Here is a 26,240-nt window from a genome sequence, read left to right as displayed (position 1 = left end):
CCGAGCCGGGTTCCTGCCGAGCCGCCTCCCCGGGCACGAACCGATCCCGCCCGGGGCCGACGCCGGCTCTGCCGACACGCGGGGGGCCCGGACGGCCGCAAGGCCCGGTCCCACTGGGGGAACGGGCCTTGCGGGTGCCGGGCGGCGCTGTGACTAGGCCTCGAAGACCTCGTTCAGCAGCTGCTGCTGCTCCGCCTGGTGCCGCTTCGCGGAGCCCACAGCCGGGGACGAGCCGTGCGGCCGCGAGATACGGCGCAGCCGCTCACCCGCGGGGACGTCCGCGCCGACCGCCAGGTCGAGGTGGTCGATCAGGTTCAGCGCGATGAACGGCCACGCACCCTGGTTCGCCGGCTCCTCCTGCGCCCAGATGTACTTCGCCGCGTTCGGGAACTTGGCGATCTCCGCCTGGAGTTCCGCACCCGGCAGCGGGTACAGCCGCTCGATGCGGATGATCGCGGTGTCCGTGATGCCGCGCTTCTCGCGCTCGGCCTCCAGGTCGTAGTAGACCTTGCCGGCGCAGAAGACGACCTTGCGGACCGCGTTCGCGTCACCCGAACCGGAGGACACGCGCGTGTCCCCGATGACCGGCCGGAACGAACCGTTCGTGAACTCCTCCGCCTTCGACGCCGCGGCCTTCAGACGCAGCATCGACTTCGGCGTGAAGACGATCAGCGGCTTGTGGTGCGGGTTGTGGACCTGCCAGCGCAGCAGGTGGAAGTAGTTCGACGGCAGGGTCGGCATCGCGACCGTCATGTTGTCCTGCGCGCACATCTGGAGGAAGCGCTCGGGACGCGCGGAGCTGTGGTCCGGGCCCTGGCCCTCGTAGCCGTGCGGCAGCAGCAGCGTGACGCCGGAGGTCTGGCCCCACTTCTGCTCGGCCGAGGAGATGAACTCGTCCAGGATCGTCTGCGCGCCGTTGACGAAGTCGCCGAACTGCGCCTCCCACAGCACCAGCGCGTCCGGGCGGGCCAGCGAGTAGCCGTACTCGAAGCCCATGGCCGCGTACTCCGAGAGCAGCGAGTCGTAGACGTTGAAGCGGGCCTGGTCCTCCGACAGGTACTGCAGCGGGGTGTGGTCCTCGCCGGTCTCCCGGTCGATGAGGACCGCGTGGCGCTGGCCGAAGGTGCCGCGGCGGGAGTCCTGGCCGGACAGCCGGACCGGGGTGCCCTCCATCAGCAGCGAGCCGAAGGCCAGGGTCTCGCCCATGCCCCAGTCGATGGTGCCCTCGTCGATCATCGCCGCGCGGCGCTGCAACTGCGGCAGCAGACGCGGGTGGACGGTCACGTGGTCCGGGATGTTGACCTGGGACTCGGCGATCCGCTTGACGACCTCCTGGGAGACGGCCGTGTCGACCTCGACCGGGAACACCTGGGCGGTCTGCGCGGCCGGCACGGGGGCGCCCACGGGCTGCGTGGCGGCCTCGCGGACCTCCGCGAAGACCTTCTCCAGCTGGCCCTGGAAGTCCTGCAGCGCCTGCTCGGCCTCTTCCAGCGTGATGTCGCCGCGACCGATGAGGGACTCGGTGTACAGCTTGCGCACCGAGCGCTTCTTGTCGATCAGGTCGTACATCAGCGGCTGGGTGAACGCCGGGTTGTCGGACTCGTTGTGGCCGCGGCGGCGGTAGCAGATGAGGTCGATGACCACGTCCTTGTTGAACGCCTGGCGGAACTCGAAGGCGAGCCGCGCGACGCGGACCACGGCCTCCGGGTCGTCGCCGTTCACGTGGAAGATCGGCGCCTCGATCATGCGGGCCACGTCGGTCGCGTACATCGACGAACGCGAGGACTCCGGGGCGGCGGTGAAGCCGACCTGGTTGTTGATGACCACGTGCACGGTGCCGCCGGTGCGGTAGCCGCGCAGCTGCGACATGTTGAGCGTCTCGGCGACCACGCCCTGGCCCGCGAAGGCCGCGTCGCCGTGCAGGGCCAGCGGCAGCACGGTGAAGTCCGTGCCGCCCTTGTTGATGACGTCCTGCTTGGCGCGGGCGACACCCTCCAGGACCGGGTCCACGGCCTCCAGGTGCGAGGGGTTCGCGACGAGCGAGACCTTGATCTGCTCGCCGTCCAGGCCCGTGAAGGTGCCCTCGGCGCCCAGGTGGTACTTGACGTCGCCGGAGCCGTGCATCGACTTCGGGTCGAGGTTGCCCTCGAACTCGCGGAAGATCTGCGCGTACGACTTGCCGACGATGTTCGCGAGCACGTTCAGGCGGCCGCGGTGGGCCATCCCGATGACGACCTCTTCGAGGCGGGCCTCGGCGGCCGAGTCGATGACGGCGTCGAGCAGCGGGATGACGGACTCGCCGCCCTCCAGGGAGAAGCGCTTCTGGCCGACGTACTTCGTCTGCAGGAACGTCTCGAAGGCCTCGGCCGCGTTCAGGCGGCGCAGGATCCGCAGCTGCTCCTCGCGCTCCGGCTTGGAGTGCGGGCGCTCGATGCGGTCCTGGATCCAGCGGCGCTGCTTCGGGTCCTGGATGTGCATGAACTCGACGCCGGTGGTGCGGCAGTAGGAGTCGCGCAGCACGCCGAGGATGTCGCGGAGCTTCATCATCGACTTGCCGGAGAAGCCGCCGACCGCGAACTCGCGCTCCAGGTCCCACAGGGTGAGGCCGTGCTCGGTGATGTCGAGGTCGGGGTGCTTGCGCTGCTTGTACTCCAGCGGGTCGGTGTCGGCCATGACGTGGCCGCGGACCCGGTAGGAGTGGATCAGCTCGAAGACGCGGGCGGCCTTCGTGACGTCGTCGTCGTGCGAGGCGTCGATGTCCCGGAGCCAGCGCACCGGCTCGTACGGGATGCGCAGCGCCTCGAAGACGTCGTCGTAGAAGCCGTTCTCGCCGAGCAGCAGGTTCGCGACGATGCGCAGGAACTCGCCGGAGGCCGCGCCCTGGATGACCCGGTGGTCGTAGGTCGAGGTCAGGGTCATGACCTTGGAGATGCCCAGCTTGTTCAGGGTGTCCTGCGAGGTGCCCTGGAACTCGGCGGGGTAGTCCATGGAGCCGACGCCCATGATGACCGACTGTCCGGGCATCAGGCGCGGCACGGAGTGCACGGTGCCCAGGCCGCCGGGGTTGGTCAGCGAGACGGTGACGCCGGTGAAGTCGTCCATCGTCAGCTTGCCGATGCGGGCCCGGCGGACGATGTCCTCGTAGGCCTGCCAGAACTCGAAGAAGTTGAGCGTCTCGGCCTTCTTGATGCCGGCGACGACGAGCTGGCGGTCGCCGTTGGGCTTCACCAGGTCGATCGCGAGACCGAAGTTGATGTGCTCCGGCTTGACCAGGGTCGGCTTGCCGTCCTTCTCCGCGAAGGAGTGGTTCATGGCCGGCATGGCCTTGATCGCCTGCACCATCGCGTAGCCGATGAGGTGGGTGAAGGAGATCTTCCCGCCCCGGGCGCGCTTCAGGTGGTTGTTGATGACGATGCGGTTGTCGAACAGGAGCTTCACCGGGACGGCGCGGACGGACGTGGCCGTCGGGACCTCGAGGGAAGCGTTCATGTTCTTGGCGACGGCAGCGGCCGGCCCGCGGAGCGTCACCAGCTCGGGGCCCGCGGGGGCCTCGGTGGCGGGCGCGGCCTTGGCAGCTGCGGAGGAGGGCGCGGCGGCCGGGGCCGGGGAGGCGGGCGCGGCCGGGGCCTGGGAGGTGACAGTCACAGCAGGGGCACCAGAGGGGGTGGCAGGAGCAGGGGCAGGAGCTGACACGGGCGGAGCGGTCGGGGCGGCGCCGGCAGCGGGCGCGGCTGCGGCGGCCGCGGGCGAGCCGGGGCTCGTGCCGGCACCCGCCGCCCCCGTGGCGGCGGCGCCGGCGGCCTGCGGGGCCCGGGCGACGGCGGTGGCGGCCTGTGCGGAGGCGCCGTCCGTCGAGGGGGACTTCTTCGGCTCGTCGGCCTTCACCGGAGCGACGGCGCCGCCCGGCTTGTAGTCGGCGAAGAAGTCCCACCAGGCCCGGTCGACCGAGTTCGGGTCCTGGAGGTACTGCTGATAGATCTCGTCGACGAGCCACTCGTTGGCGCCGAAGCCTGAGGCAGGGGTCTTCCCGCCCTCTGCTGCTTCGGTCGTGGTGCTCGGATTACTGGGGGACTGTGGCGACACGGCGGCAACCGCCCTCTTCCGCTTCACAAGGTATGGACAGCGGGAATAAAGGCTACGCCTCCTGGACCACCAGATGCAGACCGGGCGGGACATCCGTCACGCAGGTCACATCGAACGGCGGGTTTCACCACCCGGAATGGCGGGAAACACGTGTGGTTCGGGTAGGGGGCACCGAGGTTGCGGCCCCCTTGGCTTCGCACCCCTGACGGACCTCGGGTACGTGTGGCCGAGATCATGTCCTTCCCGCTCGAACCCTACGTCAACACGGCGCCCGGGAGCTGCCCGGAAGCGTGACGAGGATGCGGCAGCCGCGTGACGATTCGGCCACTCCGATCCGCCCTCCGTGCAGCTCCACCGCCCAGCGGGCGATCGCCAGGCCCAGCCCCGTGCCGCCGTCGCCGCCGCGCGCGCTGCCCCGGTTGAACCGCTCGAAGACCCGGTACCGCTCCGCCTCCGGGATGCCGGGACCCTCGTCCCGCACCTCCAGCGCCAAACTCCCGGGCGCGTCACCGGCCCGGGCGCGGACCGTGACCCGGCCGTGCGGCGGGCTGTGCTTGACCGCGTTGTCGATCAGGTTCGCCACCACCTGGTGCAGGCGCTCGGCGTCCGCGTAGGCCATCAGCTCGGACGGGAACACGTCCAGGTGGAGGTGGACGTCGTTGCGGGTGTGCCCGCCCGAACCGGTGGACAGCCCCGGACGGCCGGCGGCCGCCAGCCCGGACTCCTTCAGCACGCCCGACAGGTACGGCCACACCTCGAAGCGGCGGGCGCGCAGCGGGACCACGCCGTTGTCCACCCTCGACAGGTCCAGCAGGGTCTCCACCAGGCGGCCGAGGCGCTCGGTCTGCTTCAGCATCGTGCGCATGGTCTCCGGATCGGCGGCCGAAACCCCGTCCACCACGTTCTCCAGGACCGCCCGCAGCGCCGCGATGGGCGTGCGCAGCTCGTGCGAGACGTTGGCCACCAGCTCCTTGCGGTGGCGGTCCACCGCCTCCAGGTCGTCCGCCATCAGGTTGATCGTGGCGGCCAGGTCGCCCAGCTCGTCGCGGCGCCCCGAACCGCGCACCCGGTGCGTGTAGTCGCCGTGCGATATCGCCCGGGCCACCGTCGTCATCTCGTCCAGCGGCGCCGTCAGGCTGTGCGCCACGAACTGGGTGATCAGCATCGAGGCGATCACCGAGAAGACCGTGATGAACCGCAGCTCGGTGTCCGTGCGCAACGCCACCATCAGCAGGCCGGTGGTGATGAAGACCGAGACCACCACGAGAGTGCCCAGTTTGGTCTTGATCGAGAAGGGTGAGAACGGCCGCAGGGAGCCCGCGGACCGCTGCCCGTGCGGCTGCCCGGCCCGTACCGCCGGATCCGCCGGCCGTCCGCCGCTCACGGCTGCGCCGGGGTCTCCAGGGCGTACCCGACGCCGTGGACCGTACGGATCCGCTCGGCGCCGATCTTGCGGCGCAGCGCCTTGATGTGGCTGTCGACCGTACGGGTCCCGGACGCGTCCGCCCAGTCCCACACCTCGGCCAGCAGCTGCTCGCGCGAGAGCACCGCCCGGGGGGTCCCGGCCAGGCAGACCAGCAGGTCGAACTCGGTCGGCGTCAGGTGCACGTCCTCGGTCTGCACCCGGACCCGGCGCTGCGCGTGGTCGATCTCCAGGTCGCCCAGGCGCAGGGTGGCCCCGCGCGGGGCGGTCGCCGCCTGGGTGGCCCGCTCCACGCGGCGCAGCAGGACGTGGACCCGCGCGGCCAGCTCCCGCATCGAGAACGGCTTGGTCATGTAGTCGTCCGCGCCGACCCCCAGACCGACCAGCAGGTCGGTCTCGTCGTCCCGGGCGGTGAGCATCAGCACGGGGACCGGCCGCTGCGCCTGGACCCGGCGGCAGACCTCCAGGCCGTCGAAGCCCGGCAGCATGATGTCCAGGACCAGCAGCTCGGGCAGCCAGCTCTCGGCCGCCGCGACGGCCGCCGGGCCGTCCGCCGCGGTCTGGACCTGGAAGCCCTCGGCGCGCAGCCGGGCCGCGATGGCCTCCGCGATGGTCTGGTCGTCCTCGACGACGAGTACGCGCCGCTGGGCGCCGGGGGTCGCCGATGCGCCGTTGTGGGTGGTGTGTGTCTGTTCCATGTCCCGGTCCCGCCCCATGAAGATCTGCGTGGTGGGGTGCAGCGTAGAGGAGCCATCGGCGTGCGGCTATGTGGGGTTCGGTCAGGGCATTTGTGCTGATCATCCGGGTAGCGGGTGGGATGTACCGGGGGCGGGCCGGTGCGGCGCGCACACAAGCGGAGCCTTTCCCACCGCTGCGGGGGGCCCACGGACGGCGTCCACCCCGGTCTTCCGGCCGGGCGCCGCCGCGCCCCCTACGCGGCCGTGAACGACGGCAGCGCGTCCAGCACCGCGGTCAGGGCCGGCGGCAGGGCGCCCTCCTCGGCCGTCACCTCGAAGCCGCCGTGGACGAAGGCGTAGGTGAAGCCGTCGTAGACCGTGGGGTCGCTCGTCGAACGCCGGGGCAGCCGGGCGAAGTCCGCCTCCCGGAGCGCCGTGCGCAGCCTGGCCAGCTCGGCCGGCGACTGCTTCCCGGTGCCCTCGGGACGCGCCTCGCGGGCGAGGCGGGTCCACGAGCCGTCGCCCTTCACGACGACGGTGCGGGTCTGCCCGGCGAAACCGCCGCTGCGCGTGACCCGTACCAGGGTCTCGCCGGCAGCCGGGGTATCGCCCGCGGCCGGGGTATCGCCGGCCGTCGCACCGGGGGCGGGGCCCGTCGCCGGGGAGGAGCTCGCCGCGGGAGCCGTGGCCGGAGCCGTACGGGGGGCCGGCGCCCCTGACGGCGCCGCGTCGTCGGCCCTGGAACCGGCCGGCCCGCACCCCGCCAGCACCGCCGCACCGAGCACCACCGTGCCCAGTACCACCGCCACCGCCCGGAACGCTCGCACACCCACCTCCGCAGGTAATCCGCCCGAACCCCGAGTATGGAGTCCCCACACCCGCCGCGACAGTCCGGAGGTCGCCATCCGCCGCATCGCCCCCTGGCACGTGCTGCCCGCGCTGCTCGCCGCCCTCCTCGGTCTCTGGGGCCTGGAGCGCGGCGGCAGCATGTGGCGCGACGAATCCGTCACCTGGCAGGTGGCCCACCGGCCGCTCGACGGGCTCTGGGGGCTGCTGGCACGGGTGGACGCCGTGCACGGCCTGCACTACCTGCTCATGCACGGGGTGTTCGCGGCCTGGGACGGCGGCCTGTGGGCCCTGCGGCTGCCCTCCGTCGCCGCCACCGCCCTCGCCGCCGCCGGGGTCGCCGCGATCGGGCACCGGCTCGCGGGCGGGCGGGCCGCGCTGCTGTGCGGGCTGGTCTACGCCGCCCTGCCGCCCGTCCAGATGTACGCCCAGGAAGGCCGCTCGTACGCCCTCGTGGCCGCCGCCGTGGTGTGGGCCACGTACCTGATGCTGTGCGAGCGGTGGACGGCCTACGCGGCGGTACTGCTCCTCGGCTGCTGGCTGCACGAGTTCGCGGCCCTGGCCCTGCTCGCGCACGCCTGCACGGCCTGGCGCTCGCGCGGCTGGCGCATCGCGGCCGGAGCGGCCCTGACCCTGCTGCTGCCGCTCGCCCTGGTGAGCTCCCGGCAGGCGCAGCAGCAGCTCGGCTGGCTCGGGCGGCCGGCCTGGCAGGACTGGGCGGCGTACGCGGTGCTGGCGGGCGCCGCGCTGCTGCTCGCACGCGGCGCCGCCGAGCGGGACCTCGTACGGGTCGCCCTGCCGCTGGCGCTGCTGCCGCCCGGGCTGCTGATGGCGCTCTCACTGGTCCACCCCTGGTACGTGGACCGGTACGTGCTCTACGCGCTGGCCGGATTCGCCCTCCTCGCGGGGGCCCGGCTCGCGGCGGCCCGGGGATGGTGGCCGTGGCTGCTGGCCGCCGCCCTGCTGGTGCCCGCCGGGATCTGGTCGGCCTGGCTGCGGACGCCCGAGAGCCGCAAGGACGACGCCCTGGCGGTGGCTTCCGCCGTCCGGGAACGGGCCCGGCCGGGGGACGCGGTGGCCTTCCTGCCGGCGCGGCGGCGCGAGTGGCTGCTGTCCTCGCCGGAGGTCTACGGCGCACTGCGCGACGTCGCCCTGGACCGCTCCCCGGCGGCCTCGCACAGCCTCCAGGGCACCGAGCTGGGCCCGCGGGAGATCCGCGAGGCGCTCGTCGGCTCGCCCCGGGTCATCGCCCTCCTGGACCCGGCCGGGCAGCCGCTGGACCCGTACCCGAAGGAGGCGGTGAAGCGGCAGACGCTCGACGCCCGGTTCGACCTGTGCTCGGTCAGCGCGGTGCGCGGCGCTCGCGTGGCGGTCTACGCCCGCCCGGGCACCTGCCCCTGAACCGGAGCCCGGGGACCTGCCGCTGCCCTGCGCCTGCCCCTGCCGCTGGTGCTGCCCCGGGGCCGGGCGCACGGGCGGCAGGGGGAGGCCGCAGTATAGGACGACCCGCGACGCACGCCCGGCGGGCCGCCCCGCCGGGGCGCCTTGCCGGGCCCCAGGAGGTGCCGCCATGCCCGCTGCCGAGAATCCCGCCGCGCACCCGCCCGAGGCCCGGCAGCCCGGGACCCTTCGCCCCGGAGCCCGGGCGGCTTCATCCGGCGGCCCCGGGGCCCCGCAGCAGGAGGGCGCGGCCAGTGGGTCTTCCCGGGCGGTGGTGCGGTCCGAGGCTCCGGGGGGTTGGTCCGGCGAGTTCGCGGCCCCGCAGCCCGGGGGCGCGGCGGGTGCGCCCTTCCGGGCACTGGTGGACGCCGGGTGGCTCGCGGAGCGGATCGGGGCTCCGGGGGTGGTGGTCTTCGATGCTTCCGTGGGCGCCCACCGCGGATCCGACCGGCGGATCCCGGGGGCACGCCCCTTCGACCTCGACGGGGACCTGTCCGACCACGACGCCCCTGCGCCGCACACCATGCCGGCGCCCGAGCGGTTCGCCGAGTCGATGCGGGCCCTCGGCATCGACGACGACACCGCCGCCGTGGTCGTCTACGACGGCGCCGGCATCTACTCCAGCGCCCGCGCCTGGTGGATGCTGCGCGCCATGGGCTTCGACCGGGCCGCCGTCCTCGACGGCGGGCTGCCCGCCTGGACGGCCGCCGGCCTGCCCCTGGAGAGCGCGGCCCCCGCCTACCGGGGCCCGCGCGGATCCTTCACCGCCCGCCCCCGCCCCGGCCTGCTGGTCGACGCGGACGCCGTGGCCGCGGCCCTGGCCGACCCGGCCGCGGCCGTCCTCGACGCCCGCACCCGGGGACGCTTCGCCGGCACCGCTCCCGAACCCCGTCCGGGCCTGCGCGCCGGCCACATGCCGGGCGCGCTGAACCTGCCCTTCGGCGAACTCCAGCGGGACGGCGGCCTGATGCGCCCCGCCGAGGAGCTCCGCGCGGCGTTCCAGGACCTGGTGGGGCAGCGCGAGCGGCTCCGCTTCAGCTGCGGCTCCGGGGTCACCGCCTGCGTGCTCGCCCTCGGCGCCGAACTCGCCGGCTACCGGGACCTGGCGGTGTACGACGGCTCATGGAGCGAGTGGGGTGCCCCCTCGGCGCAGCGGCCGGTGATCACGGGCGAGGGCGGGGGATAACCCCACCCCCGTTCGGGTACCGGCCCCATCGGCCGTGCGGCGCGCGACCGCCACAATGGGTTCATGACTTCTCACGCCGCGTCACTTCGCCCCGCCCGCACCGCAGTCGCCGTGATCGCCGCACTCGGGGCCGGAGTCCTGCTGGCCGGCTGCTCCTCCGACGGGGGCTCCCTCGGGAGCGCCCTGGGGGACGGCCCGCAGAAGACGCTGACCGCCGACGCCACCGTCACCGAGGCCGTCAGCGCGGTGGAGGTGACGGGCGCCCGGGCCGGCTCGATCGAGATCAATCCCGGCTCCGGCCCCGGCGTCACGGTCCACCGCACCGTCCACTATCGCGAGGACGCCGCCCCGACCCCGGGTCAGAAGGTCACCGGGGGCGTACTGACCTTCTCCAACGGCTGCTCGGACACCTGCTACATCGACTACCGCCTGGAGGTCCCCGCCTCCGCCACGGTCAGGCTGGAGAGCGGCAGCGGCCGCATCAGCGTGACCGGCGTGGCCGCCGCCGAGGTGACGGCCGGCTCCGGAGCCGTCAAGGCCGACCGCATCGCGGGCCCGCTGACGGTGCGTACGTCCTCCGGCGCGATCACCGCCTCCGGCCTCGGCGGCCCGAGCGCCGACGTCCATTCCGATGCGGGCGACGCCCGTCTGGACTTCGCGAAGGTCCCCGCCTCGGTGCTCGTCGACACCACCTCCGGCAACGTCACCCTGAAGGTCCCCCAGGCCCCCTACCGCCTGGAGGTCTCCACCTCCTCCGGCGCCCGCGACGTCTCCCTCCCCTCCGACCCCGCCGCCGCCTCCCGGCTCACGGTGAAGACGACCTCCGGTGACGTCCGCGTCTCCGCGCTCGGCGGCTGATCCTTCCGTTCGCCCGGGGCGAACGCGGGTCGGGGAACAACGGGCGGCGCCCATGCATTGAGTCGGCATAGCTCAACTTCACTGCCGGAGGGAAGATCATGGCTTCGACGTCCGCAACGCTCACCCTGCCCGTGCTGCCGCTCGACGACGAGGTCGTGCTGCCCGCAATGGTCGTTCCACTGGACCTTTCCGACGCCGAGGTGCGCGCCGCCGTGGAGGCGGCCCAGGCCGCCGCCGGCAGCGGAAAACCCCGGGTGCTGCTCGTGCCGCGGATCGACGGCAAGTACGCCGACACCGGTGTGCTCGGAACCGTCGAACAGGTGGGCCGGCTCTCCGATGGGGACCCCGGCGCGCTCATCCGCGGCCGCGGGCGCGTCCGTATCGGCGCCGGAACCACCGGCCCCGGAGCGGCGCTCTGGGTCGAGGGCGAGAGCGTCGAGGAGAACGTGCCCGACCCGCTGCCCGGAGCGGTCGCCGAGCTCGTCAAGGAGTACAAGGCGCTCGCCACCAGCTGGCTGAAGAAGCGCGGGGCCTGGCAGGTCGTGGACCGGATCCAGCAGATCGAAGGGGTCTCCGCCCTCGCCGACAACTCCGGCTACTCACCGTTCCTGACGGTCGGGCAGAAGGTCGAACTGCTGGAGACCGCCGACCCGGTCGCCCGGCTCCGGCTCGCCGTCAAGGCCCTGCGTGACCACCTCGCCGAACAGGACGTCGCCGAATCCATCGCCAAGGACGTCCAGGACGGCGTCGACAAGCAGCAGCGCGAGTTCCTGCTGAAGCGGCAGCTGGAGGCGGTCCGCAAGGAACTGCGCGAGCTGGGCGGTGAGAAGGAGGGCGAGGAGTCCGACGACTACCGCGCCCGGGTCGAGGCCGCCGACCTGCCCGAGAAGGTACGGGAGGCGGCGCTCAAGGAAGTCGACAAGCTGGAGCGTGCCAGCGACCAGTCGCCCGAGGGCTCCTGGATCCGGACCTGGCTCGACACCGTGCTGGAGCTGCCCTGGAACGAGCGCACCGAGGACGAGTACGACATCCGCGGGGCCCGGGCGGTGCTCGACGCCGAGCACGCCGGACTGAGCGACGTGAAGGACCGCATCACCGAATACCTCGCCGTGCGCAAGCGGCGTTCCGAGCGGGGCATGGGCGTCATCGGCGGGCGGCGCGGCGGAGCCGTGCTGGCGCTCGTGGGGCCTCCCGGCGTCGGCAAGACCAGCCTCGGCGAGAGCGTCGCGCACGCCATGGGCCGCAAGTTCGTCCGCGTCGCGCTCGGCGGCGTACGGGACGAGGCCGAGATCCGCGGCCACCGGCGGACGTACGTCGGCGCGCTGCCGGGCCGGATCGTCCGCGCCATCAAGGAGGCCGGCTCGATGAACCCCGTCGTGCTGCTCGACGAGATCGACAAGGTGGGCTCCGACTTCCGCGGCGACCCCGCGGCAGCCCTGCTGGAGGTGCTGGACCCCGCGCAGAACCACACCTTCCGCGACCACTACCTGGAGGTCGAACTGGACCTCAGCGACGTGGTGTTCCTGGCCACCGCCAACGTGCTGGAAGCCATCCCGGAGGCCCTGGCCGACCGGATGGAGCTGGTGCGCCTCGACGGGTACACCGAGGACGAGAAGATCGTCATCGCCCGCGACCACCTGCTGCCGCGCCAGCTGGAGCGGGCCGGTCTCGGCGCCGACGAAGTGGTCCTGGAGGAGGACGCCCTGCGCAGGCTGGCGGGCGAGTACACCCGCGAGGCGGGCGTGCGCACCCTGGAGCGGTCCCTCGCCCGGCTCCTGCGCAAGGTCGCCTCGCAGCACGAACTGGGCGAGCGGGAGCTGCCGTTGCGCATCGGCGCCGGCGACCTGCGCGGCCTGATCGGGCGCCCCCACCACGTGCCCGAGTCCGCCCAGGACCCCGCCGAACGGCGCACGGCCGTCCCCGGAGTGGCCACCGGCCTCGCGGTGACCGGCGCGGGCGGCGACGTGCTCTTCGTGGAGGCGTCCCTGGCCGACCCGGAGACGGGCGCGGCCGGCCTGACCCTGACCGGCCAGCTCGGCGAGGTCATGAAGGAGTCGGCGCAGATCGCGCTCAGCTTCCTGCGCTCGCACGGTGCCGAACTGGAACTCCCGGTCGCCGACCTGAAGGACCGGGGCGTGCACATCCACTTCCCGGCGGGCGCGGTGCCGAAGGACGGCCCGAGCGCGGGCATCACCATGACCACGGCGCTCGCCTCGCTGCTCTCCGGCCGGCAGGTGCGCACGGACGTCGCCATGACAGGCGAGGTCTCGCTCACCGGGCGCGTCCTGCCGATCGGCGGGGTCAAGCAGAAGCTGCTCGCCGCGCACCGGGCGGGGCTGACCACCGTCATCATCCCCAAGCGCAACGAGGCCGATCTCGACGACGTCCCGGCCGAGGTGCTGGAGGGGCTGGAGGTACACCCGGTGACCGATGTGCGCCAGGTCCTGGAACTCGCCCTGGCCGCCGCGGAGGTGGCGCTCCCCGCCGCCGCCTGACGCCGCCCGAACGGCTCCGGCGCACCTCCCCGGGGCCCCGGGGGCCGCCGGGCAAGGGGCGCGACCGCCCGGGTCCCCGCTTCGGCGGGGCCCCGGGCCGCCGGCGTGCACGCTGCGAAATACTGGCCCCCACCCACCGCGGTGTCGGACATGAATGAAGGAGCAGGACGTGCACGGGAGTGAAGACCAGGAGTTCCTTGCCCTGGAGCGGGAACTGTCCGTCTTCCTCCGGCGCGCCCGCGCCTCCTCCGGGGAGATGGCGCGCGCCCTCCACCCCGAGCTGGAGCCGGCCGCCTACGGGCTCCTCGTACGCCTGGAAGCGGGCGGCCGGCAGCGGGCCACCGAACTCGCCGCGTACTTCGGCGTCGGCAAGGCCACCATGAGCCGCCAGCTGCGCGCCCTGGAGGAGCTGGGCCTGGTCGCCCGCGAGCCCGACCCGGCCGACGGCCGCGCCTTCCTCATCACCCTCACCGAGGAGGGCCGCGAGCGCTTCCTGCGCGTACGCGACGCCCGGCGCGAGCAGTACATGCGCAAGCTCGCCGACTGGGACCGCGGTGAGGTGGCGGAACTGGCCCGTCTGCTCAACCAGCTGAACGCTGGCGCCGAGTAGCCGTCGTCGGTCACCGGCGTGCCGGCCAGGGGCCGACCGCGCAGGCCCCGGCCCGACCGCGTCGCCCCCGGCCGCCGCTACAGCTCCGCGTAGACCGCCGACGCGTCGTCGTGCCGCTTGTACCGGGCCGAGCGGCGCTCCGGGTCGGACTCGATCGTGCGGACCCGCCCGATCAGCCCCTGCGCGCCCTCCTTGCGCAGCACCGCCAGGCACTGCGCCCAGTCGCCCTCCCCGAAGGTGTCCGTCCACCGGCTCGCCCCGTCCGTGAGCGCGGCGACCGCCCGGACCCGCTCGCGCGGGGTGCGCCCCGTCACCGCCCGGGCGGCCACCGCCGGATCCGCGGCCGCCGTGAAGAAGCCGCCCTCCGCGTTGCGCAGGGCGTCCGTCGCGGCCACCGAGCGCAGTACCTCGCGCGGGATCCGGTCCAGCCGGTCGTCGAGCACGGCCGTCACCTCGCCCGCCGGCGCCTGGAGGAGCAGGACGGAATCAGAGAGCACCAGGTGCTCCACGTACGCGTCGTCCCAGCGGACGACGGTCACCGTCGCCTGCGGCGTGCGGACGTGAGAAAGGTCACAGGTGTCCCGGTGGGCGTCCGCCGTGGCGCGGACGGCCTCCGCCAGGATCCGGTCCAGCGGCATGTCCCGCCGCGATCCGGACAGTTCGGTCAATCGGCCGCCGAGCCGCGCGGCGAACCACGGCACCCCGTGCACGCACCCGTCCTCGCCGCGCGGCGGTGTGACCCCGTCCAGCACCACCAGCACACCGCCGCCCGCGGCGGGGATCGCGGCCGACACCCAGTCCTCATTGGGGCGTTCCGGATCGCCGGGGGCCGAGGCGAGGTCGATGCGCATGCGGCCATTGTGCCGCGCACGGAGGCACCGCGCCCGGACAGGTCCGTACCAATGGGGAAGGGGTGGGAGCCCCCGCGCGCCGGGCCGCGGGGCGACCCGCAGGCCGGCTCCCCGCGATGTGGGCGGGCATCCTGCCAAAGGCCGCATCGATCTTTCAACCGCCCGTCCAAGGACGCGCTCTGACAGGGGGTGTCCGAGTTGGTCGCCAACTCATCCGTGATGTTCACTCGTTCGAGTGGCCGGGTGGGCGATGTGCGGCTCTCTTCCCATCACACTGCAAAGGTCTGTGGCGGTACGAGGGGGCAGGGAGCGTTTACTTGTTGACCGGCCGTTACCTCGGCCACACGAGTAGACGAGCAAGAGCACACGTACAGGATTGCGAGCACCGGTGCAGAAGAAGCGGTCTCGGAAGAACGGCACCGCCACCGACGGCCCGGCCCCCGCAGGACGCCGCGTCCGCGTGCGCCGCAGGCTGGTCGTAGGCGTGGCCGTCGCCGGCCTCACCGTCCTCGCGGCCGGCGCACCCGCCGTCCTCTCCGCCACGACGGACCTCAACGACTCCCAACGCCTGGTCACCCTCGCGGACCAGACCCGGCAGACCCTCACCCTCGCGCACCTGCTCGGCGACGAACGCGACGCCGTCGTCGAATACGCCGCCAAGGGCCGCCCCGGCGGCGCCAAGGGCCCCGTCCAGGAGCGCGCCGCCCGCACCGACCGGCAGCTCGCCGAGGTACGGGCCGACGCCGACGAGGAGACCGCCCGCGCCCTCGGCCGCATCGAGGCGGTCCGCACCGAAGCCGTCGACGGCAAGGACAGCGCCCTCGCCGCACACCAGGCCTACGCCGGAGTCATCGCCGAACTGCTCGCCCCCGGCGACCGGCTGGCCGAGCTGACCCCGCCCCGCGCCGGGGCGGCCCTCGCCACCACCCGCCCCATGGCCCCGCTGGGCCAGGCCGTGGAACAGGCCTCGGCCACCCGCGGACTGCTGCTCGCCGCACTGGCCGTCCCCCGCGGCGAGCAGCTCCCCAACTCGGCCGTCGCGGACGAGCTCAGCACCGCCGCCCAGCGCTCCCGGGTCCGGGAGCAGGGCGCCCTGGACGACTTCGCCCGGGCCGCGCGGCCTGACGTGCGCCAGACCCTCGCCGCCACCGTCACCGGCCCCGAGGTCAAGGCGGCCGACGACTACCTCAAGCGGCTCACCGAGCGCCCGACCCTGACGGCGGCCGACCGCAAGGCCACCGACGGCGCCGCCGTGGGCTCCGCGCTCACCGCGCGCATCGACCGGATGCGGTCCGTCGAATCCAGCCTGGCCGGCGAGCGCGCCTCCGCGCTCGCAGCCCTGCGCGACGACGACGTGACCCGACTCGAAACCCTGGTCGCCCTGCTGGGACTGCTCTTCCTGGTCGCCGTCGGCGCCTCCACCGCCGTGGCGCGCTCGCTGACCCGGCCGCTGTCCGTACTGCGCCGCGGCGCGGAGCGGCTGGCCACGCCGGAGGGATCGGTGGAGCCCGTCCGCTTCACCGGCCGCAACGACGAGTTCGCCGAGGTCGTGCGCCACCTGAACGCGGTGCGCGACCAGACCGTCTCCCTGCACACCCGCATCGCCGGGCTCGACGCCGACCGGCGCCGCATCATCGGCCGCAACGAAGCCCTGAGCTCCAGCCGCGAGGTGCTGGAGGAGGAGCTCACCAAGCTGCGGTCCGGGCTCGAAGAGCACCGCCGCGTCATGTCGACGACCTCCGTCTCGCTGTCGCTGCGGACCCTGGGCCTGGTGGAGCGCCAACTCGCCGTCATCGAGGAACTGGAGTCCAAGGAGCAGGACCCCGACCGGCTGGCGACCCTCTTCAAGCTGGACCACCTGGCGACGGTGATGCGCCGCCACAACGAGAACCTGCTGGTCCTGGCCGGACAGGAGCACGGACACGGGCACGGTCTGCCGGTGCCGATGGTCGACGTGATGCGGGCCGCCGTCAGCGAGATCGAGCGCTACGAGCGCGTCGACCTCGCGGCTCTGCCCTCGTACATGCAGGTCGCGGGGCACGCGGCAGACGACATCTCGCACGTCCTGGCCGAACTGCTGGAGAACGCGACGACCTTCTCCCCGCCCGAGGCCAGGGTCAAGGTGTCCGGGTGGCCCCTGGACACCGGGGACGTGGTGCTCTCCGTCGTCGACGAGGGCATCGGGATCACCGGGGACCGGCTCGAATCGCTCAACGCACGCCTGTCCACGCCCGAGGCCTACGACGAGGAACCCGAGTCGGAGCACGGCCTGGGCCTCGGTCTGTACGTGGCCGGGCGCCTCGCGGCACGGCACGGGGTCACCGCGGAGCTGCGCGCCCCGCAGCACGGCGGCACCGAAGCCCTGGTGGTCGTACCGGCCGCCCTGCTGCCCACCACTCCGTCCGCCTCGCCGGTGCACAGCCTGGCCACGCCGGGGGCGTCGGCGCTGCGGCTGCCGGGTGTGGTCGCGGAGGCGAACGAGAACAGCCTCCCGGAGCGGATGCGCGGCGCGGCTGCCGCGACGGCCCACGAGAGCGCCGCTCCGGCGGCCCCCGGCACTCCCGCGACCGCGCCGGAAACCGAAGCCGGCCCCGCCTCCCCGGCCGTCGGCCCCTCGGCCCCGGCGGATGCCGAGGCCGAGGCCCCGGCCTTCGACACGGCCCCGGCCTTCGATGAGGCCCCGGCCTTCGGGCAGGGCGCGGACGGCCTCGACCCGGCCCCGGCGGACCCGGACGGGCCCGGCGCCGCCGGCGGGCCGGAGGCCGCGGCCGAGCCCCACGCCGCCGAGCCCCACGCCGCCGAGCCCCACGCCGCCGAGCCCCACGCCGCCGAGCCCCACGCCGCCGAGGAACTCCTGGCCCGGGTCGTCCCCGACCCCGGCCCCGAGGTCTTCGCAGCGCCCGGGCCGCAGGCCCGCCCCGGCCCGGCGGAGGGCCCGCTGCCGCCCGCCGAGCAGGTCTTCACCGTCCCGGCACAGGCACCGGCCGCACAGGCCCCGGCCGGGGACGCCCCCGAGGAGCAGCTCCTCGCGCGGGTCGTCCCCGACGCGGCACCGGCCGGATCCGCGGTCCCCGACCCCGGCCCGGCGGACCCGCCCGCGGCGCCGGATGCCGCGCCCGGGGCCGACGTGCACGAAGACGTGCCCCGGCCGGATCCGCACGTACGTGCCACCCCCGGGGACGACCGGCTGCCACGCCGGCGCAGCCACCCCGTCGATTCCGCCGAAGCCCCCGCCGAGACCGTCACCGACAAGGGCCTGCCCAAGCGGACCCCGCGGTCCGTCGCGGCCGGCCGCGCGGACGAGGCGCGGCCCGAACCCCCGCGCCGGGTCGACGCCGACGAACTGCGCCGCCGGCTCGGCGGGTTCTACCAGGGCGCCCAGGACGGGCGGCGCGTCGTCGCCGCCGAGCTCGCGCAGGACCAGGACCGGGGGCAGGGCCAGACCGACCAGGGGGACACCGCACAGGAGGCACGCACATGACCGCGCCCAGTACGTACGGACTGAGCACCCAGGCCCGCAACCTGCAGTGGCTGCTGACCGACCTCGTCGAGGAGGTGCCCGGCGTCAACTCCGTCGCCGTCGTCTCCTCGGACGGGCTCCTGCTCCTGTCCTCCGACCCCGGCGGCCCCGGCACCGCGGCGGCGCAACCACGGCAGGACTCCCGGTCCAAGGGCCCCCGGGGTGCGTCGGCCGACCTGGCCACCATCGTCTCCGGCCTCGGCAGCCTCACCACCGGCGCCGCCGCCCTCATGGACGGCGGCTCCGTCAAACAGACCATGGTGGCGATGGAGCACGGCTCCGTCTTCGTCATGGCCATCAGCGACGGCTCCCTGCTGGGCGTGCACGCCACCCCCGACTGCGACATGAGCGTCGTCGCCTACCACATGGCCCTGTTCGTCGGCCGCGCCGGCCACGTCCTGACCCCCGAAGTCCGCAGTGAGCTGCGCCAGTCGATGGAGAACACCCCGTGAGGAGTCCGGCCTCCGAACGGCTGCCGATACGCGGCGCCGACCGCCGTCCCGCCCGCGTCCGCCCGTACTCCCTCACGGGCGGCCGCACCCGCTTCACGCAGGTCCTGCTCGTGGAGACCTTCGTCGCCGCCCTGGACACCAAGGCCTCGCAGCCGCAGAAGCCGGACCGCATGCCCGAGATGCCCGCCATCGTCGAGGTCTGCCGCCGCATGCGCACGATCGCCGAGATCGCCGCGCTGCTGAAGCTGCCCCTCGGAGTGGTCCGCGTCCTCGTCAGCGACCTCGCCGACCAGGGAAGGATCCGCGTCTACGGCACGGGCCACGGCGCCGGCCGGCCCGAACGCGCGCTGCTCGAAAGGGTGCTCAGTGGTCTCCGCCGTCTTTGACAGCCCCGTCACGCAGGACGAGGACGTCCAGCCCTGGCAGTACGACCGATCCCGCGCACCCGTCGCCGTCAAGGTGCTGGTCGCGGGCGGATTCGGCGTCGGCAAGACCACCTTCGTCTCCTCCGTCTCCGAGATCGCCCCGCTGCGCACCGAGGCGGTGATGACCGAGGCCGCCGCCGCGACCGACGACCTGAGCGGCACCCCGGACAAGCACACCACCACCGTCGCCATGGACTTCGGCCGCGTCACCCTCGACGACGACCTCGTCCTCTACGTGTACGGGACCCCGGGCCAGGAGCGGTTCTGGTTCATGTGGGACGACCTGGTGCGCGGCGCCATCGGCGGCATCGTCCTGGCCGACACCCGCCGGCTGCGCGACTGCTTCCCCGCCCTGGACTACTTCGAGAGCTGCGGGCTGCCGTACGCCGTCGCCGTCAACCACTTCGACGGATCGCAGTCGTACGAGCCCGAGGACGTGCGCGAGGCGCTCACCGTCCCGCCGGACGTCCCCGTCGTCATCATGGACGCGCGGCGCCGCGCCACCGTCGTCGAATCCCTGCTGACCCTGGTGGGCCACGCCCTCGACAACACCCCCGAACAGACCGAATCGAGAACGTGAGATGCGCAAGATACTCGTCGTAGGAGCCGGCCAGTCCGGTCTCCAGCTCGCCCTCGGACTCCAGGCGAAGGGGTACGAGGTCACGCTCATGTCCAACCGGACCGCGGACGAGATCCGCACCGGACGGGTGATGTCCACGCAGTGCATGTTCGACACGGCCCTCCAGCACGAGCGGGACCTCCAGATCAACTTCTGGGAGCCCCAGGCCCCCGCGATCGAGGGCGTCGGCGTCTCGGTGGCCGCTCCCGACGGGAGCCGGGCCGTGGACTGGCTCGGACGCCTCAAGGGCCACGCGCAGTCCGTCGACCAGCGCGTGAAGATGGCCGGCTGGCTCGACACCTTCGCGCAGCGCGGGGGACAGCTGGTCATCCACGGCGCCTCTGTCGCCGACCTCGACTACTTCTCCCGTACGTACGACCTGGTGCTGGTCGCCGCCGGCAAGGGCGAGCTGGTCTCGATGTTCGGCCGGAACGCGGCCCGCTCCCCGTACGACACCCCCCAGCGCGCGCTCGCCGTCAGCTACGTGCACGGGCTCGGCCCGCGACCGGAGCACCCCGAGACCGAGGCCGTCCGCTGCAACCTGGTCCCCGGCGTCGGCGAACTGTTCGTCATGCCGACCCTCACCACCACGGGACGGGCGGACATCCTGTTCTGGGAGGGCGTCCCGGGCGGGCCCGTCGACGTCTTCAACGGCGTCAAGGGCCCGGCGGAGCACCTGGCGCTGACACTGGGGCTCATGGAGCGGTTCACGCCGTGGGAGTACGCGCGCGCCACGAAGGTGGAGCTGACGGACGCCGGCGGCACGCTCGCCGGCCGCTACGCGCCGGTGGTCCGCAACCCGGTCGGCCGCCTCCCGGGCGGGGGCCTCGTCCTCGGCGTCGCCGACGTGGTCGTCGCGAACGACCCGATCACGGGGCAGGGCTCGAACTCGGCCGCCAAGTGCGCGGCCTCCTACCTCTCCTCGATCCTCATGCACGGCGACAAGCCGTTCGACGAGGCGTGGATGAACGCGACCTTCGAGAAGTACTGGTTCACCACCGGTAAGCCGGTGACCCAGTGGTCGAACGCGATGCTGGGCGTCCCGCCGGAGCACGTGCTCAACCTGATCGGCGCGGCCGGGCAGCTCCAGCCGGTGGCGAACCGGTTCGCCAACGGCTTCGACAACCCGGCTGACTTCGAGGCGTACTTCTACGACCCCGAGGACGCCGCGGACTACCTCGCGGACGTCACGGCGACGCTCGCGGGCGCCACGGCGGCACCGTCCGCCGGTTCTGCCGCCGACGCGGCTGCGGACGCGGCCGCGGGCTCCGGCGCCGCGGCACCGTCCGCCGGGGCGTCCTCGGAGGAGTAGCCCGCATCATCCGCCGCATCGTCCCCCGCCGCGGCCGCCTCGGGCAGCCGCGGCGGGGTGAACGCGGCGAGCGGGGCCGCGTCGGGATCCGGGCGCACCGCCCCGAGCAGCGGGTTCGCCGCGATCGGCGAGACCTTGACCTTCGCGCCGGGGCGCGGCGCCTGGATCACCTTCCCGCCGCCGATGTACAGGCCGACGTGCGTGGCCTTGGGGAAGTAGACCACCAGGTCCCCCGGCCGCAGCCGGTCCAGCGGCACCTTGGGCAGCCTCGCCCACTGCTCCTGGCTGGTCCGCGGAATGGCGCGCCCGGCGTGCGCCCAGGCCTGCGAAGTCAGCCCGGAGCAGTCGAAGGACCCCGGACCCTCCGCACCCCACACGTACGGCTTGCCGATCTGGGCCGCCGCGTAGGTGAGGGCCGCCCCGCCGGCCGCCGTGGGCGTACCGGTACGGGCGGGGAGCCGGCCGGAGTCGACCAGCCGGCGCTGCGCCACGGCCGTGTCCTCGGCCTCCCGGGCGCCGAGCTGCGTGAGCTGCCGGGGGGTCAGCGAGGCGAGCATCCGCTCGACCTCCTTGAGCTGGACCGCGACCTGCTCCCTGTACCGCTTCTGCTGCGCGGCAAGGGACCGCTGGGATTCCATCGCCTTGCGGGCACGGGCGGCGAGGGCCCCGGCCTCCCGCTCGCCCCGTGTGAGCCGCTCCACCACGCCGGCCCGCCGGGCACCCTCCCGGGCGGCCAGGTGGCGCTGGTCCAGGGCGGCCCGGGGGTCACCGGCGAGCAGCATCCGGGCGTACGGGAAGAGGCCCCGGGCGCCCTGGTACTGCTCCCGGGCCAGCCGCCCGAGGAGGGCCTTCTCGGAGCCCAGGGCGCTGCGGGTCTTGCCGAGCCGGGCGCCGAGCCGCTGCTCCTCGGCCCGGCGGGCCTTCAGGGCCGCCTCGGTGGCGTTGTAGGCCTCGGAGGCCTCCTCGGCCTTCTGGTAGAGGCCCTGCAACCGGGTGAGCAGGACCCCGACGGGCTCCCCGGCGGGCACCGGTTCGGCGCGCGCGGGCACCGGTCCGGCGACCAGGAGCACAGCGGCGAGGCAGACGGCACGAAGCGGCCGACGGGACATGGGATCACCTCCGAGCGGCCGATGCTCCCACGCCCGGTATGACAAATGCCCCACCGGTGTCGGCCAGCCCCGGCGAGCCACCCGATCGGGGGGTGGGGGCGGGGTGTGGGGGATGGGGTCGGGAGGTGACGCCGCCCGTCTGGCTTCCGCCTCCGCACCCCGCCCCACCTCCCGACGTCGCCCCCCATCGCCACCGTCCCCCGAAGCCCCCGCCCCACCTCCCGACGTCGCCCCCCATCGCCACCGTCCCCCGAAGCCCCCGCCCCACCTCCCGACCCCATCCCTCGCCCCCCACCCCCCTCAATCCCCGAGGAGCTTCGCCTTGGCCGTTGTGAATTCCTTCGGGGTGAGGAGCCCCTCCTTGGCCAGTGCCGCCAGTTGTGTCAGTTCCGCCGCCAGGCCGCCCGCCGGCGGCGTGCCGACCGGGTGGGTCCCGGCGGCGGGCGGTTCTCCTTGCGCTCCCCGCTCCCCGCGCTCCCCGCGCTCCCCGCGCTCCTCGCGCTCCCCCCGCCCGGCCCCCGCAGCGCCCTGCGGCCACGCCTCCTCCGGAGCCGCCGACTCCCCGCCCCCGCCCTCCCGGGCACCCCAACCCGGCGGTTCCTCCCGCGACTCCTGTCGCTGCTCCTCCCACCGCTCCTCCCACGGCTCATCCCCGCCCTCCGGGCCGCCCCCCTCCCGGGTGCCCGACGGCCCCGGGGTCGGCCTGCGGGGGCCCGGGCCGGGTCCGGCGTCGGGGGCTCCGGCCTCGGCCGCCCCCGCGGCCGCCGCGCGGGCCAGCAGGCCCCGCAGCAGGGGTTGTCCTGCCGCCCGCTGTGCCGGACGTACCGTCGTGCCCACCGGTCGGATGAACATCAGGCCGCCCCCACCCGGGGGTCGGCCGGGAAGCGGTCCGGCGGGATGCGGACGGAGCCGGCGATCCGGCCGCCCGCCGCCCGTACGGCGATCGCCGCGTCCTCGGCCCACACGTGTTCGACCACCAGCAGCAGTGCGCAGTTCCCGCGCTCCAGCAGCCCCGCCGCCTCGTGCACGTCCTCCGCCCCGATCACCCGCGCCACGTCCCGCCCCGTCAGCAGGCCCCGCAGCTCCACGAACTCGTCGAACTCCGCCGCCAGCACGTCCCCCGCCGCCGTCCGGGTCGCCACGAGTCCGTCGATCAGGCGGACCACCCCGGACTTGCGCAGCCCCATCACCGCCTCGACCGCCGGGACGCGCAGCTGCTCCTCCGGAAAGGCGAGGACGATGAATTCCACTGGTCCCATGAGGCTCGGCTCCTGACTCCGACCGTTTGTGACGACTCTTCGGCACTCTATGACATAAGCGGACATAGCGTCTGTCCGCTTGCTACGTTTCCCGCATGAGCGCTCTGACGGCCAAGGTGGCGGAGCCCGCCCCGCCCCCGCCCCCCGACGGGCGCGCCCCCAAGCGCCGGGGCGTCGAGCTGACGCTCCTCGCCGGCGCCGTCCTGATCTCGGTCCTCGGCCACCTCTACGTCGGCCTGGCCACCACCGGCCACCTCCCCCGGACCGCCCGTCACTACGCCGGGGGCCTGGCCACCGCCGCCCTGGTCGCGCACCTCGCCGTCCGGCTGCGGGCCCCCTACGCCGACCCCCTGCTGCTGCCGATCGCCGTGCTCCTCAACGGGCTCGGCCTGGTCCTCATCCAGCGCCTCGACGCGACCACGCCCGGCCACCTCACCTCGGGGGACCAACTCCTCTGGTCGGCGCTCGGCCTGCTGCTCTTCGTCCTCGTCGTCGCGATCCTGCGCGACCACCGGGTCCTGCAGCGCTACGCCTACCTCTCGGCCGCCGTCGCCCTCGTGCTGATGCTCGTCCCCGTCCTCTTCCCCGCGGTCAACGGAGCCCACATCTGGATCCGGTTCGCGGGCCTCTCCTTCCAGCCGGGGGAGTTCGCCAAGATCCTGCTCGCCGTCTTCTTCGCCGCCTACCTCGCCGCGAACCGCACCGCCCTCGCCCTGACCGGCCGCCGGCTCCTGTGGAAGCTGCGGCTCCTGCCCGGCCGGGTCCTCGGTCCGATCCTCGCGATCTGGCTGCTCAGCGTCGGCGTGCTGGTCCTGGAGCGCGACCTCGGGACCTCGCTGCTCTTCTTCGGCCTCTTCGTGATCATGCTGTTCACCGCCACCGGCCGGATCGGGTGGATCGCGATCGGCATGATCCTCGCCGGACTCGGCGCCTACGCCGTCACCACCTTCGAGCCGCACGTCCACGGCCGGGTCGAGGACTGGCTGCACCCTTTCGCCTCCATCGACCGCGGCGAGGGCCCCGGACAGCTGGCCCAGTCGCTCTTCGCCTTCGCCGCGGGCGGCCTGCTCGGGGCCGGCCTCGGCCACGGCCAGTCCTTCCTCATCGGCTTCGCCGCCAAGTCGGACTTCATCCTCGCCACAGCCGGCGAGGAGCTCGGCCTCGTCGGGCTCGCCGCGATCCTGCTCCTGTACGGACTCCTCGTCGCCCGCGGCTTCCGCGCCGGGCTCGCGCTGCGCGACCCCTTCGGCCGGCTGCTCGCCACCGGGCTCGCCTCGATCGTCGCGCTCCAGGTGTTCGTCATCGCGGGCGGCGTCAGCGGGCTCATTCCGCTCACCGGCATGGCCATGCCCTTCCTCGCCCAGGGCGGCTCCTCCGTGGTCACCAACTGGATCATCGTCGCCCTGCTGGTCCGGCTCAGCGACAGCGCCCGCAGACCGCGTCCCGCGCACGAGTCGCAGGAGGCCGCCGCGTGATCCGCCACATCCGCTGGTGCGCGTACTTCTGCGCCCTCCTGCTCGTCGCCCTGCTGGTCAACGTCGCCCGCGTGCAGGTCTGGGAGTCCGCCGCCTACGGCGCGAACCCGGCCAACAAACGCCCCGTGATCGAGCGCTACGCCGAGCCGCGCGGAGACGTCCTGGTCGACGGGAAGCCCGTCACCGGCTCCCGGGACAGCGGCCAGCTGCTGCGCTACGAGCGGACGTACCGGCACGGCCCGCTGTACGCCCCCGTCACCGGCTACTCCTCCCAGACGTACGGGACCAGCTTCGTCGAGCGCGCCGAGGACCGGATCCTGTCGGGCATCGACCCCGGCCTGACCGCCTTCCCGCTCTGGTACGACCTGGCGCGCGGCCGCCCGGCCGGCGGCAACGCCGCCACGACCGTCCGGGCCCGCGTGCAGCTGGCCGCCTACACCGGCCTCGCGGGCAAGCGGGGCGCGGTCGCCGCCGTCGAGCCGGCCACGGGGAAGATCCTCGCGCTGGTCAGCAGTCCCTCGTACGACCCCTCCGTACTCTCCGGTACGGGCGCGCGGGTCAAGGAGGCCTGGGCGCGGCTGAACGCGGACCCGGCCAAGCCGATGCTGAACCGGGCGCTGCGCGAGACCTACCCGCCCGGCTCCACCTTCAAGATCGTGACGGCGGCCGCGGCCCTGGACGCGGGCGTGGTCACGGACGTGGACGCGCCGACCGAGACCCCCGACCCCTACCCGCTGCCCGGCACCAGCACCCTGCTGCCGAACCACGCGACGGGCTGTCAGGACGCCTCGATGGCGGAGGCCGTGCAGTGGTCCTGCAACACGGTGATGGCGAAGATCGGGGTACGGGTCGGGCTGCGCCGGATGGTCGAGGCGGCGCGCCGGTTCGGCTTCAACGACGACGGGCTGCGGGTGCCCTCGTGGGTCTCGCGGTCGAACTTCGACACCGACATGAGCCAGGACCAACTGGCCCTGTCCTCGATCGGCCAGTTCAACACCCGCGCGACACCGCTGCAGATGGCGATGGTGGCGGCCGCCGTCGCCAACGGCGGCGAGCTGGAGTCCCCCTACCTGGTGGACCGCACCACCCAGGACGACGGATCCCCCGTGCGGCGCACCGGCCGGCGCAGCCTCGGCCGTGCCATGAGTCCGGCCACCGCGCTGCGGATGCAGGAGCTGATGGTGAAGGTGGTGGAGAACGGCACCGGCAAGAACGCGGCGATCCCGGGCGCCGTGGTCGGCGGCAAGACCGGCACGGCGCAGCACGGCGTCGGCAACGCCGGCACCCCGTACGCCTGGTTCATCGCCTGGGCGCAGGCCGAGGGCACGGCCCTGCCGGGGGTGGCGGTGGCGGTGGTGGTCGAGGACGCCGCCGCGGACCGCGGTGACATCAGCGGGAACCTCGCCGCCGCGCCGATCGCGCGGGCGGTGATGGAGGCCGCGCTGTCCGGCCGGTGAACCCCCCGGGGCGAGGAGGCCGCGCTGTCCGGCCGGTGAACCCCCCGGGGCGAGGGAGGCCGCGCTGTCCGGCCCGTGAAGTCCCCCCGGACGCTCCGGCGCAGGTGCCGCCGCGACCGGGTCCGGGCGGGCCGCCCCCCTCC

Annotated in this window: 19 protein-coding genes and 1 pseudogene; 12 read left to right on the top strand and 8 right to left on the bottom strand. The window is 74.0% G+C overall.

Features of this window, described 5'->3' with window-relative positions; genetic code table 11:
- Positions 1-153: 153 nt before the first annotated feature.
- The 4 genes from AMK16_RS09345 to AMK16_RS09330 form a co-directional block, all read right to left on the bottom strand.
- The gene (locus AMK16_RS09345) at positions 154-4,083 is read right to left on the bottom strand and encodes a multifunctional oxoglutarate decarboxylase/oxoglutarate dehydrogenase thiamine pyrophosphate-binding subunit/dihydrolipoyllysine-residue succinyltransferase subunit (RefSeq protein ID WP_073913493.1); all 3,930 of its coding nucleotides are present in this window, start codon (positions 4,081-4,083) and stop codon (positions 154-156) included.
- A 259-nt stretch (positions 4,084-4,342) separates the two neighbouring features.
- Positions 4,343-5,395: a HAMP domain-containing sensor histidine kinase gene (locus AMK16_RS09340; RefSeq protein ID WP_073913489.1), complete on the bottom strand. Its 1,053-nt coding sequence runs from the start codon at positions 5,393-5,395 to the stop codon at positions 4,343-4,345.
- Between the two features lie 68 nt (positions 5,396-5,463).
- Positions 5,464-6,204 carry a response regulator transcription factor gene (locus AMK16_RS09335; protein ID WP_073911634.1) on the bottom strand — a complete coding sequence of 247 codons (741 nt, stop codon included), beginning with the start codon at positions 6,202-6,204 and terminating at the stop codon, positions 5,464-5,466.
- A gap of 233 nt (positions 6,205-6,437) precedes the next feature.
- Complete coding sequence (locus tag AMK16_RS09330) at positions 6,438-6,992, bottom strand: protealysin inhibitor emfourin (protein WP_143196804.1); 555 nt, start codon at positions 6,990-6,992, stop codon at positions 6,438-6,440.
- Between AMK16_RS09330 and AMK16_RS09325 the strand changes: the two genes are divergently transcribed.
- The 5 genes from AMK16_RS09325 (at position 6,973) to AMK16_RS09305 (ending at position 13,618) form a co-directional block, all read left to right on the top strand.
- Positions 6,973-8,430, top strand: a complete 1,458-nt coding sequence (locus tag AMK16_RS09325) for a hypothetical protein (protein WP_242438713.1) — start codon at positions 6,973-6,975, stop codon at positions 8,428-8,430. The genes AMK16_RS09330 and AMK16_RS09325 overlap by 20 nt on opposite strands.
- Positions 8,431-8,599: 169 nt before the next feature.
- Entirely contained in the window at positions 8,600-9,655 is a 1,056-nt protein-coding gene (locus tag AMK16_RS09320) for a rhodanese-like domain-containing protein (protein WP_338014429.1), read from the top strand.
- A 63-nt stretch (positions 9,656-9,718) separates the two neighbouring features.
- Entirely contained in the window at positions 9,719-10,513 is a 795-nt protein-coding gene (locus AMK16_RS09315; protein WP_073911629.1) for a DUF4097 family beta strand repeat-containing protein, read from the top strand.
- A gap of 98 nt (positions 10,514-10,611) precedes the next feature.
- On the top strand, positions 10,612-13,008 hold the full coding sequence (gene lon / locus AMK16_RS09310) for an endopeptidase La (RefSeq protein WP_073911626.1): 2,397 nt from the start codon (positions 10,612-10,614) through the stop codon (positions 13,006-13,008).
- 154 nt (positions 13,009-13,162) lie between these two features.
- Positions 13,163-13,618, top strand: a complete 456-nt coding sequence (locus AMK16_RS09305; protein ID WP_073911624.1) for a MarR family winged helix-turn-helix transcriptional regulator — start codon at positions 13,163-13,165, stop codon at positions 13,616-13,618.
- A gap of 77 nt (positions 13,619-13,695) precedes the next feature.
- On the opposite strand, the gene AMK16_RS09300 is transcribed toward AMK16_RS09305, so the two are convergent.
- Positions 13,696-14,469 carry a protein phosphatase 2C domain-containing protein gene (locus tag AMK16_RS09300; protein WP_073911622.1) on the bottom strand — a complete coding sequence of 258 codons (774 nt, stop codon included), beginning with the start codon at positions 14,467-14,469 and terminating at the stop codon, positions 13,696-13,698.
- 388 nt (positions 14,470-14,857) lie between these two features.
- Here AMK16_RS09300 and AMK16_RS09295 point away from each other — a divergent pair, with 388 nt between their 5' ends.
- The 5 genes from AMK16_RS09295 to AMK16_RS09275 are packed head-to-tail and all read left to right on the top strand — an operon-like array spanning position 14,858 to position 20,797.
- Positions 14,858-17,950 (top strand): sensor histidine kinase, encoded by a 3,093-nt coding sequence (locus AMK16_RS09295; RefSeq protein WP_073911620.1) that lies wholly within the window; start codon positions 14,858-14,860, stop codon positions 17,948-17,950.
- A complete protein-coding gene (locus AMK16_RS09290) occupies positions 17,947-18,441 on the top strand; it encodes a roadblock/LC7 domain-containing protein (RefSeq protein ID WP_073911617.1) in 495 nt (164 codons plus the stop codon). The genes AMK16_RS09295 and AMK16_RS09290 overlap by 4 nt, the downstream gene beginning before the upstream one ends.
- Positions 18,438-18,827, top strand: coding sequence for a DUF742 domain-containing protein (locus AMK16_RS09285; RefSeq protein WP_073911616.1), 390 nt, complete (start codon positions 18,438-18,440; stop codon positions 18,825-18,827). Before AMK16_RS09290 ends, AMK16_RS09285 begins: the two co-directional genes overlap by 4 nt.
- On the top strand, positions 18,808-19,446 hold the full coding sequence (locus tag AMK16_RS09280) for a GTP-binding protein (protein ID WP_073911615.1): 639 nt from the start codon (positions 18,808-18,810) through the stop codon (positions 19,444-19,446). Before AMK16_RS09285 ends, AMK16_RS09280 begins: the two co-directional genes overlap by 20 nt.
- A gap of 1 nt (position 19,447) precedes the next feature.
- On the top strand, positions 19,448-20,797 hold the full coding sequence (locus tag AMK16_RS09275; RefSeq protein ID WP_073911614.1) for a styrene monooxygenase/indole monooxygenase family protein: 1,350 nt from the start codon (positions 19,448-19,450) through the stop codon (positions 20,795-20,797).
- Here AMK16_RS09275 and AMK16_RS09270 read toward each other — a convergent pair.
- From AMK16_RS09270 to AMK16_RS09260, 3 genes and pseudogenes are all read right to left on the bottom strand, one after another.
- A pseudogene (locus tag AMK16_RS09270) lies at positions 20,776-21,906 on the bottom strand (NlpC/P60 family protein); the annotation flags it as partial. The gene AMK16_RS09275 and the pseudogene AMK16_RS09270 sit on opposite strands and share 22 nt — an antisense overlap.
- A 300-nt stretch (positions 21,907-22,206) precedes the next feature.
- Positions 22,207-22,758, bottom strand: coding sequence for an SHOCT domain-containing protein (locus AMK16_RS38060; RefSeq protein WP_073911612.1), 552 nt, complete (start codon positions 22,756-22,758; stop codon positions 22,207-22,209).
- Complete coding sequence (locus AMK16_RS09260; RefSeq protein WP_073911609.1) at positions 22,758-23,165, bottom strand: DUF6325 family protein; 408 nt, start codon at positions 23,163-23,165, stop codon at positions 22,758-22,760. The genes AMK16_RS38060 and AMK16_RS09260 overlap by 1 nt, the downstream gene beginning before the upstream one ends.
- A gap of 95 nt (positions 23,166-23,260) precedes the next feature.
- On the opposite strand from AMK16_RS09260, the gene AMK16_RS09255 reads away from it, so the two are divergent.
- Positions 23,261-24,640 carry an FtsW/RodA/SpoVE family cell cycle protein gene (locus AMK16_RS09255; RefSeq protein WP_073911606.1) on the top strand — a complete coding sequence of 460 codons (1,380 nt, stop codon included), beginning with the start codon at positions 23,261-23,263 and terminating at the stop codon, positions 24,638-24,640.
- Positions 24,637-26,097, top strand: coding sequence for a penicillin-binding transpeptidase domain-containing protein (locus AMK16_RS09250; RefSeq protein ID WP_073911596.1), 1,461 nt, complete (start codon positions 24,637-24,639; stop codon positions 26,095-26,097). The genes AMK16_RS09255 and AMK16_RS09250 overlap by 4 nt, the downstream gene beginning before the upstream one ends.
- Positions 26,098-26,240: the final 143 nt, after the last annotated feature.

The sequence above is a fragment of the Streptomyces sp. CB00455 genome (assembly GCF_001905445.1).
Lineage (GTDB): Bacteria > Actinomycetota > Actinomycetes > Streptomycetales > Streptomycetaceae > Streptomyces.
Note: the sequence above shows the minus strand (reverse complement) of the source record. Positions and strands in the feature narration are given on the sequence as shown.

Coding starts and splice junctions, on each gene's coding strand:
- AMK16_RS09300 (WP_073911622.1), bottom strand. CDS start 14,469: ATGCGCATCGACCTCGCCTCGGCCCCCGGCGATCCGGAACGCCCCAAT.
- AMK16_RS09260 (WP_073911609.1), bottom strand. CDS start 23,165: ATGGGACCAGTGGAATTCATCGTCCTCGCCTTTCCGGAGGAGCAGCTG.
- AMK16_RS09315 (WP_073911629.1), top strand. CDS start 9,719: ATGACTTCTCACGCCGCGTCACTTCGCCCCGCCCGCACCGCAGTCGCC.
- AMK16_RS09320 (WP_338014429.1), top strand. CDS start 8,600: ATGCCCGCTGCCGAGAATCCCGCCGCGCACCCGCCCGAGGCCCGGCAG.
- AMK16_RS38060 (WP_073911612.1), bottom strand. CDS start 22,758: ATGTTCATCCGACCGGTGGGCACGACGGTACGTCCGGCACAGCGGGCG.
- AMK16_RS09335 (WP_073911634.1), bottom strand. CDS start 6,204: ATGGAACAGACACACACCACCCACAACGGCGCATCGGCGACCCCCGGC.
- AMK16_RS09290 (WP_073911617.1), top strand. CDS start 17,947: ATGACCGCGCCCAGTACGTACGGACTGAGCACCCAGGCCCGCAACCTG.
- lon (WP_073911626.1), top strand. CDS start 10,612: ATGGCTTCGACGTCCGCAACGCTCACCCTGCCCGTGCTGCCGCTCGAC.
- AMK16_RS09275 (WP_073911614.1), top strand. CDS start 19,448: ATGCGCAAGATACTCGTCGTAGGAGCCGGCCAGTCCGGTCTCCAGCTC.
- AMK16_RS09255 (WP_073911606.1), top strand. CDS start 23,261: ATGAGCGCTCTGACGGCCAAGGTGGCGGAGCCCGCCCCGCCCCCGCCC.
- AMK16_RS09305 (WP_073911624.1), top strand. CDS start 13,163: ATGAAGGAGCAGGACGTGCACGGGAGTGAAGACCAGGAGTTCCTTGCC.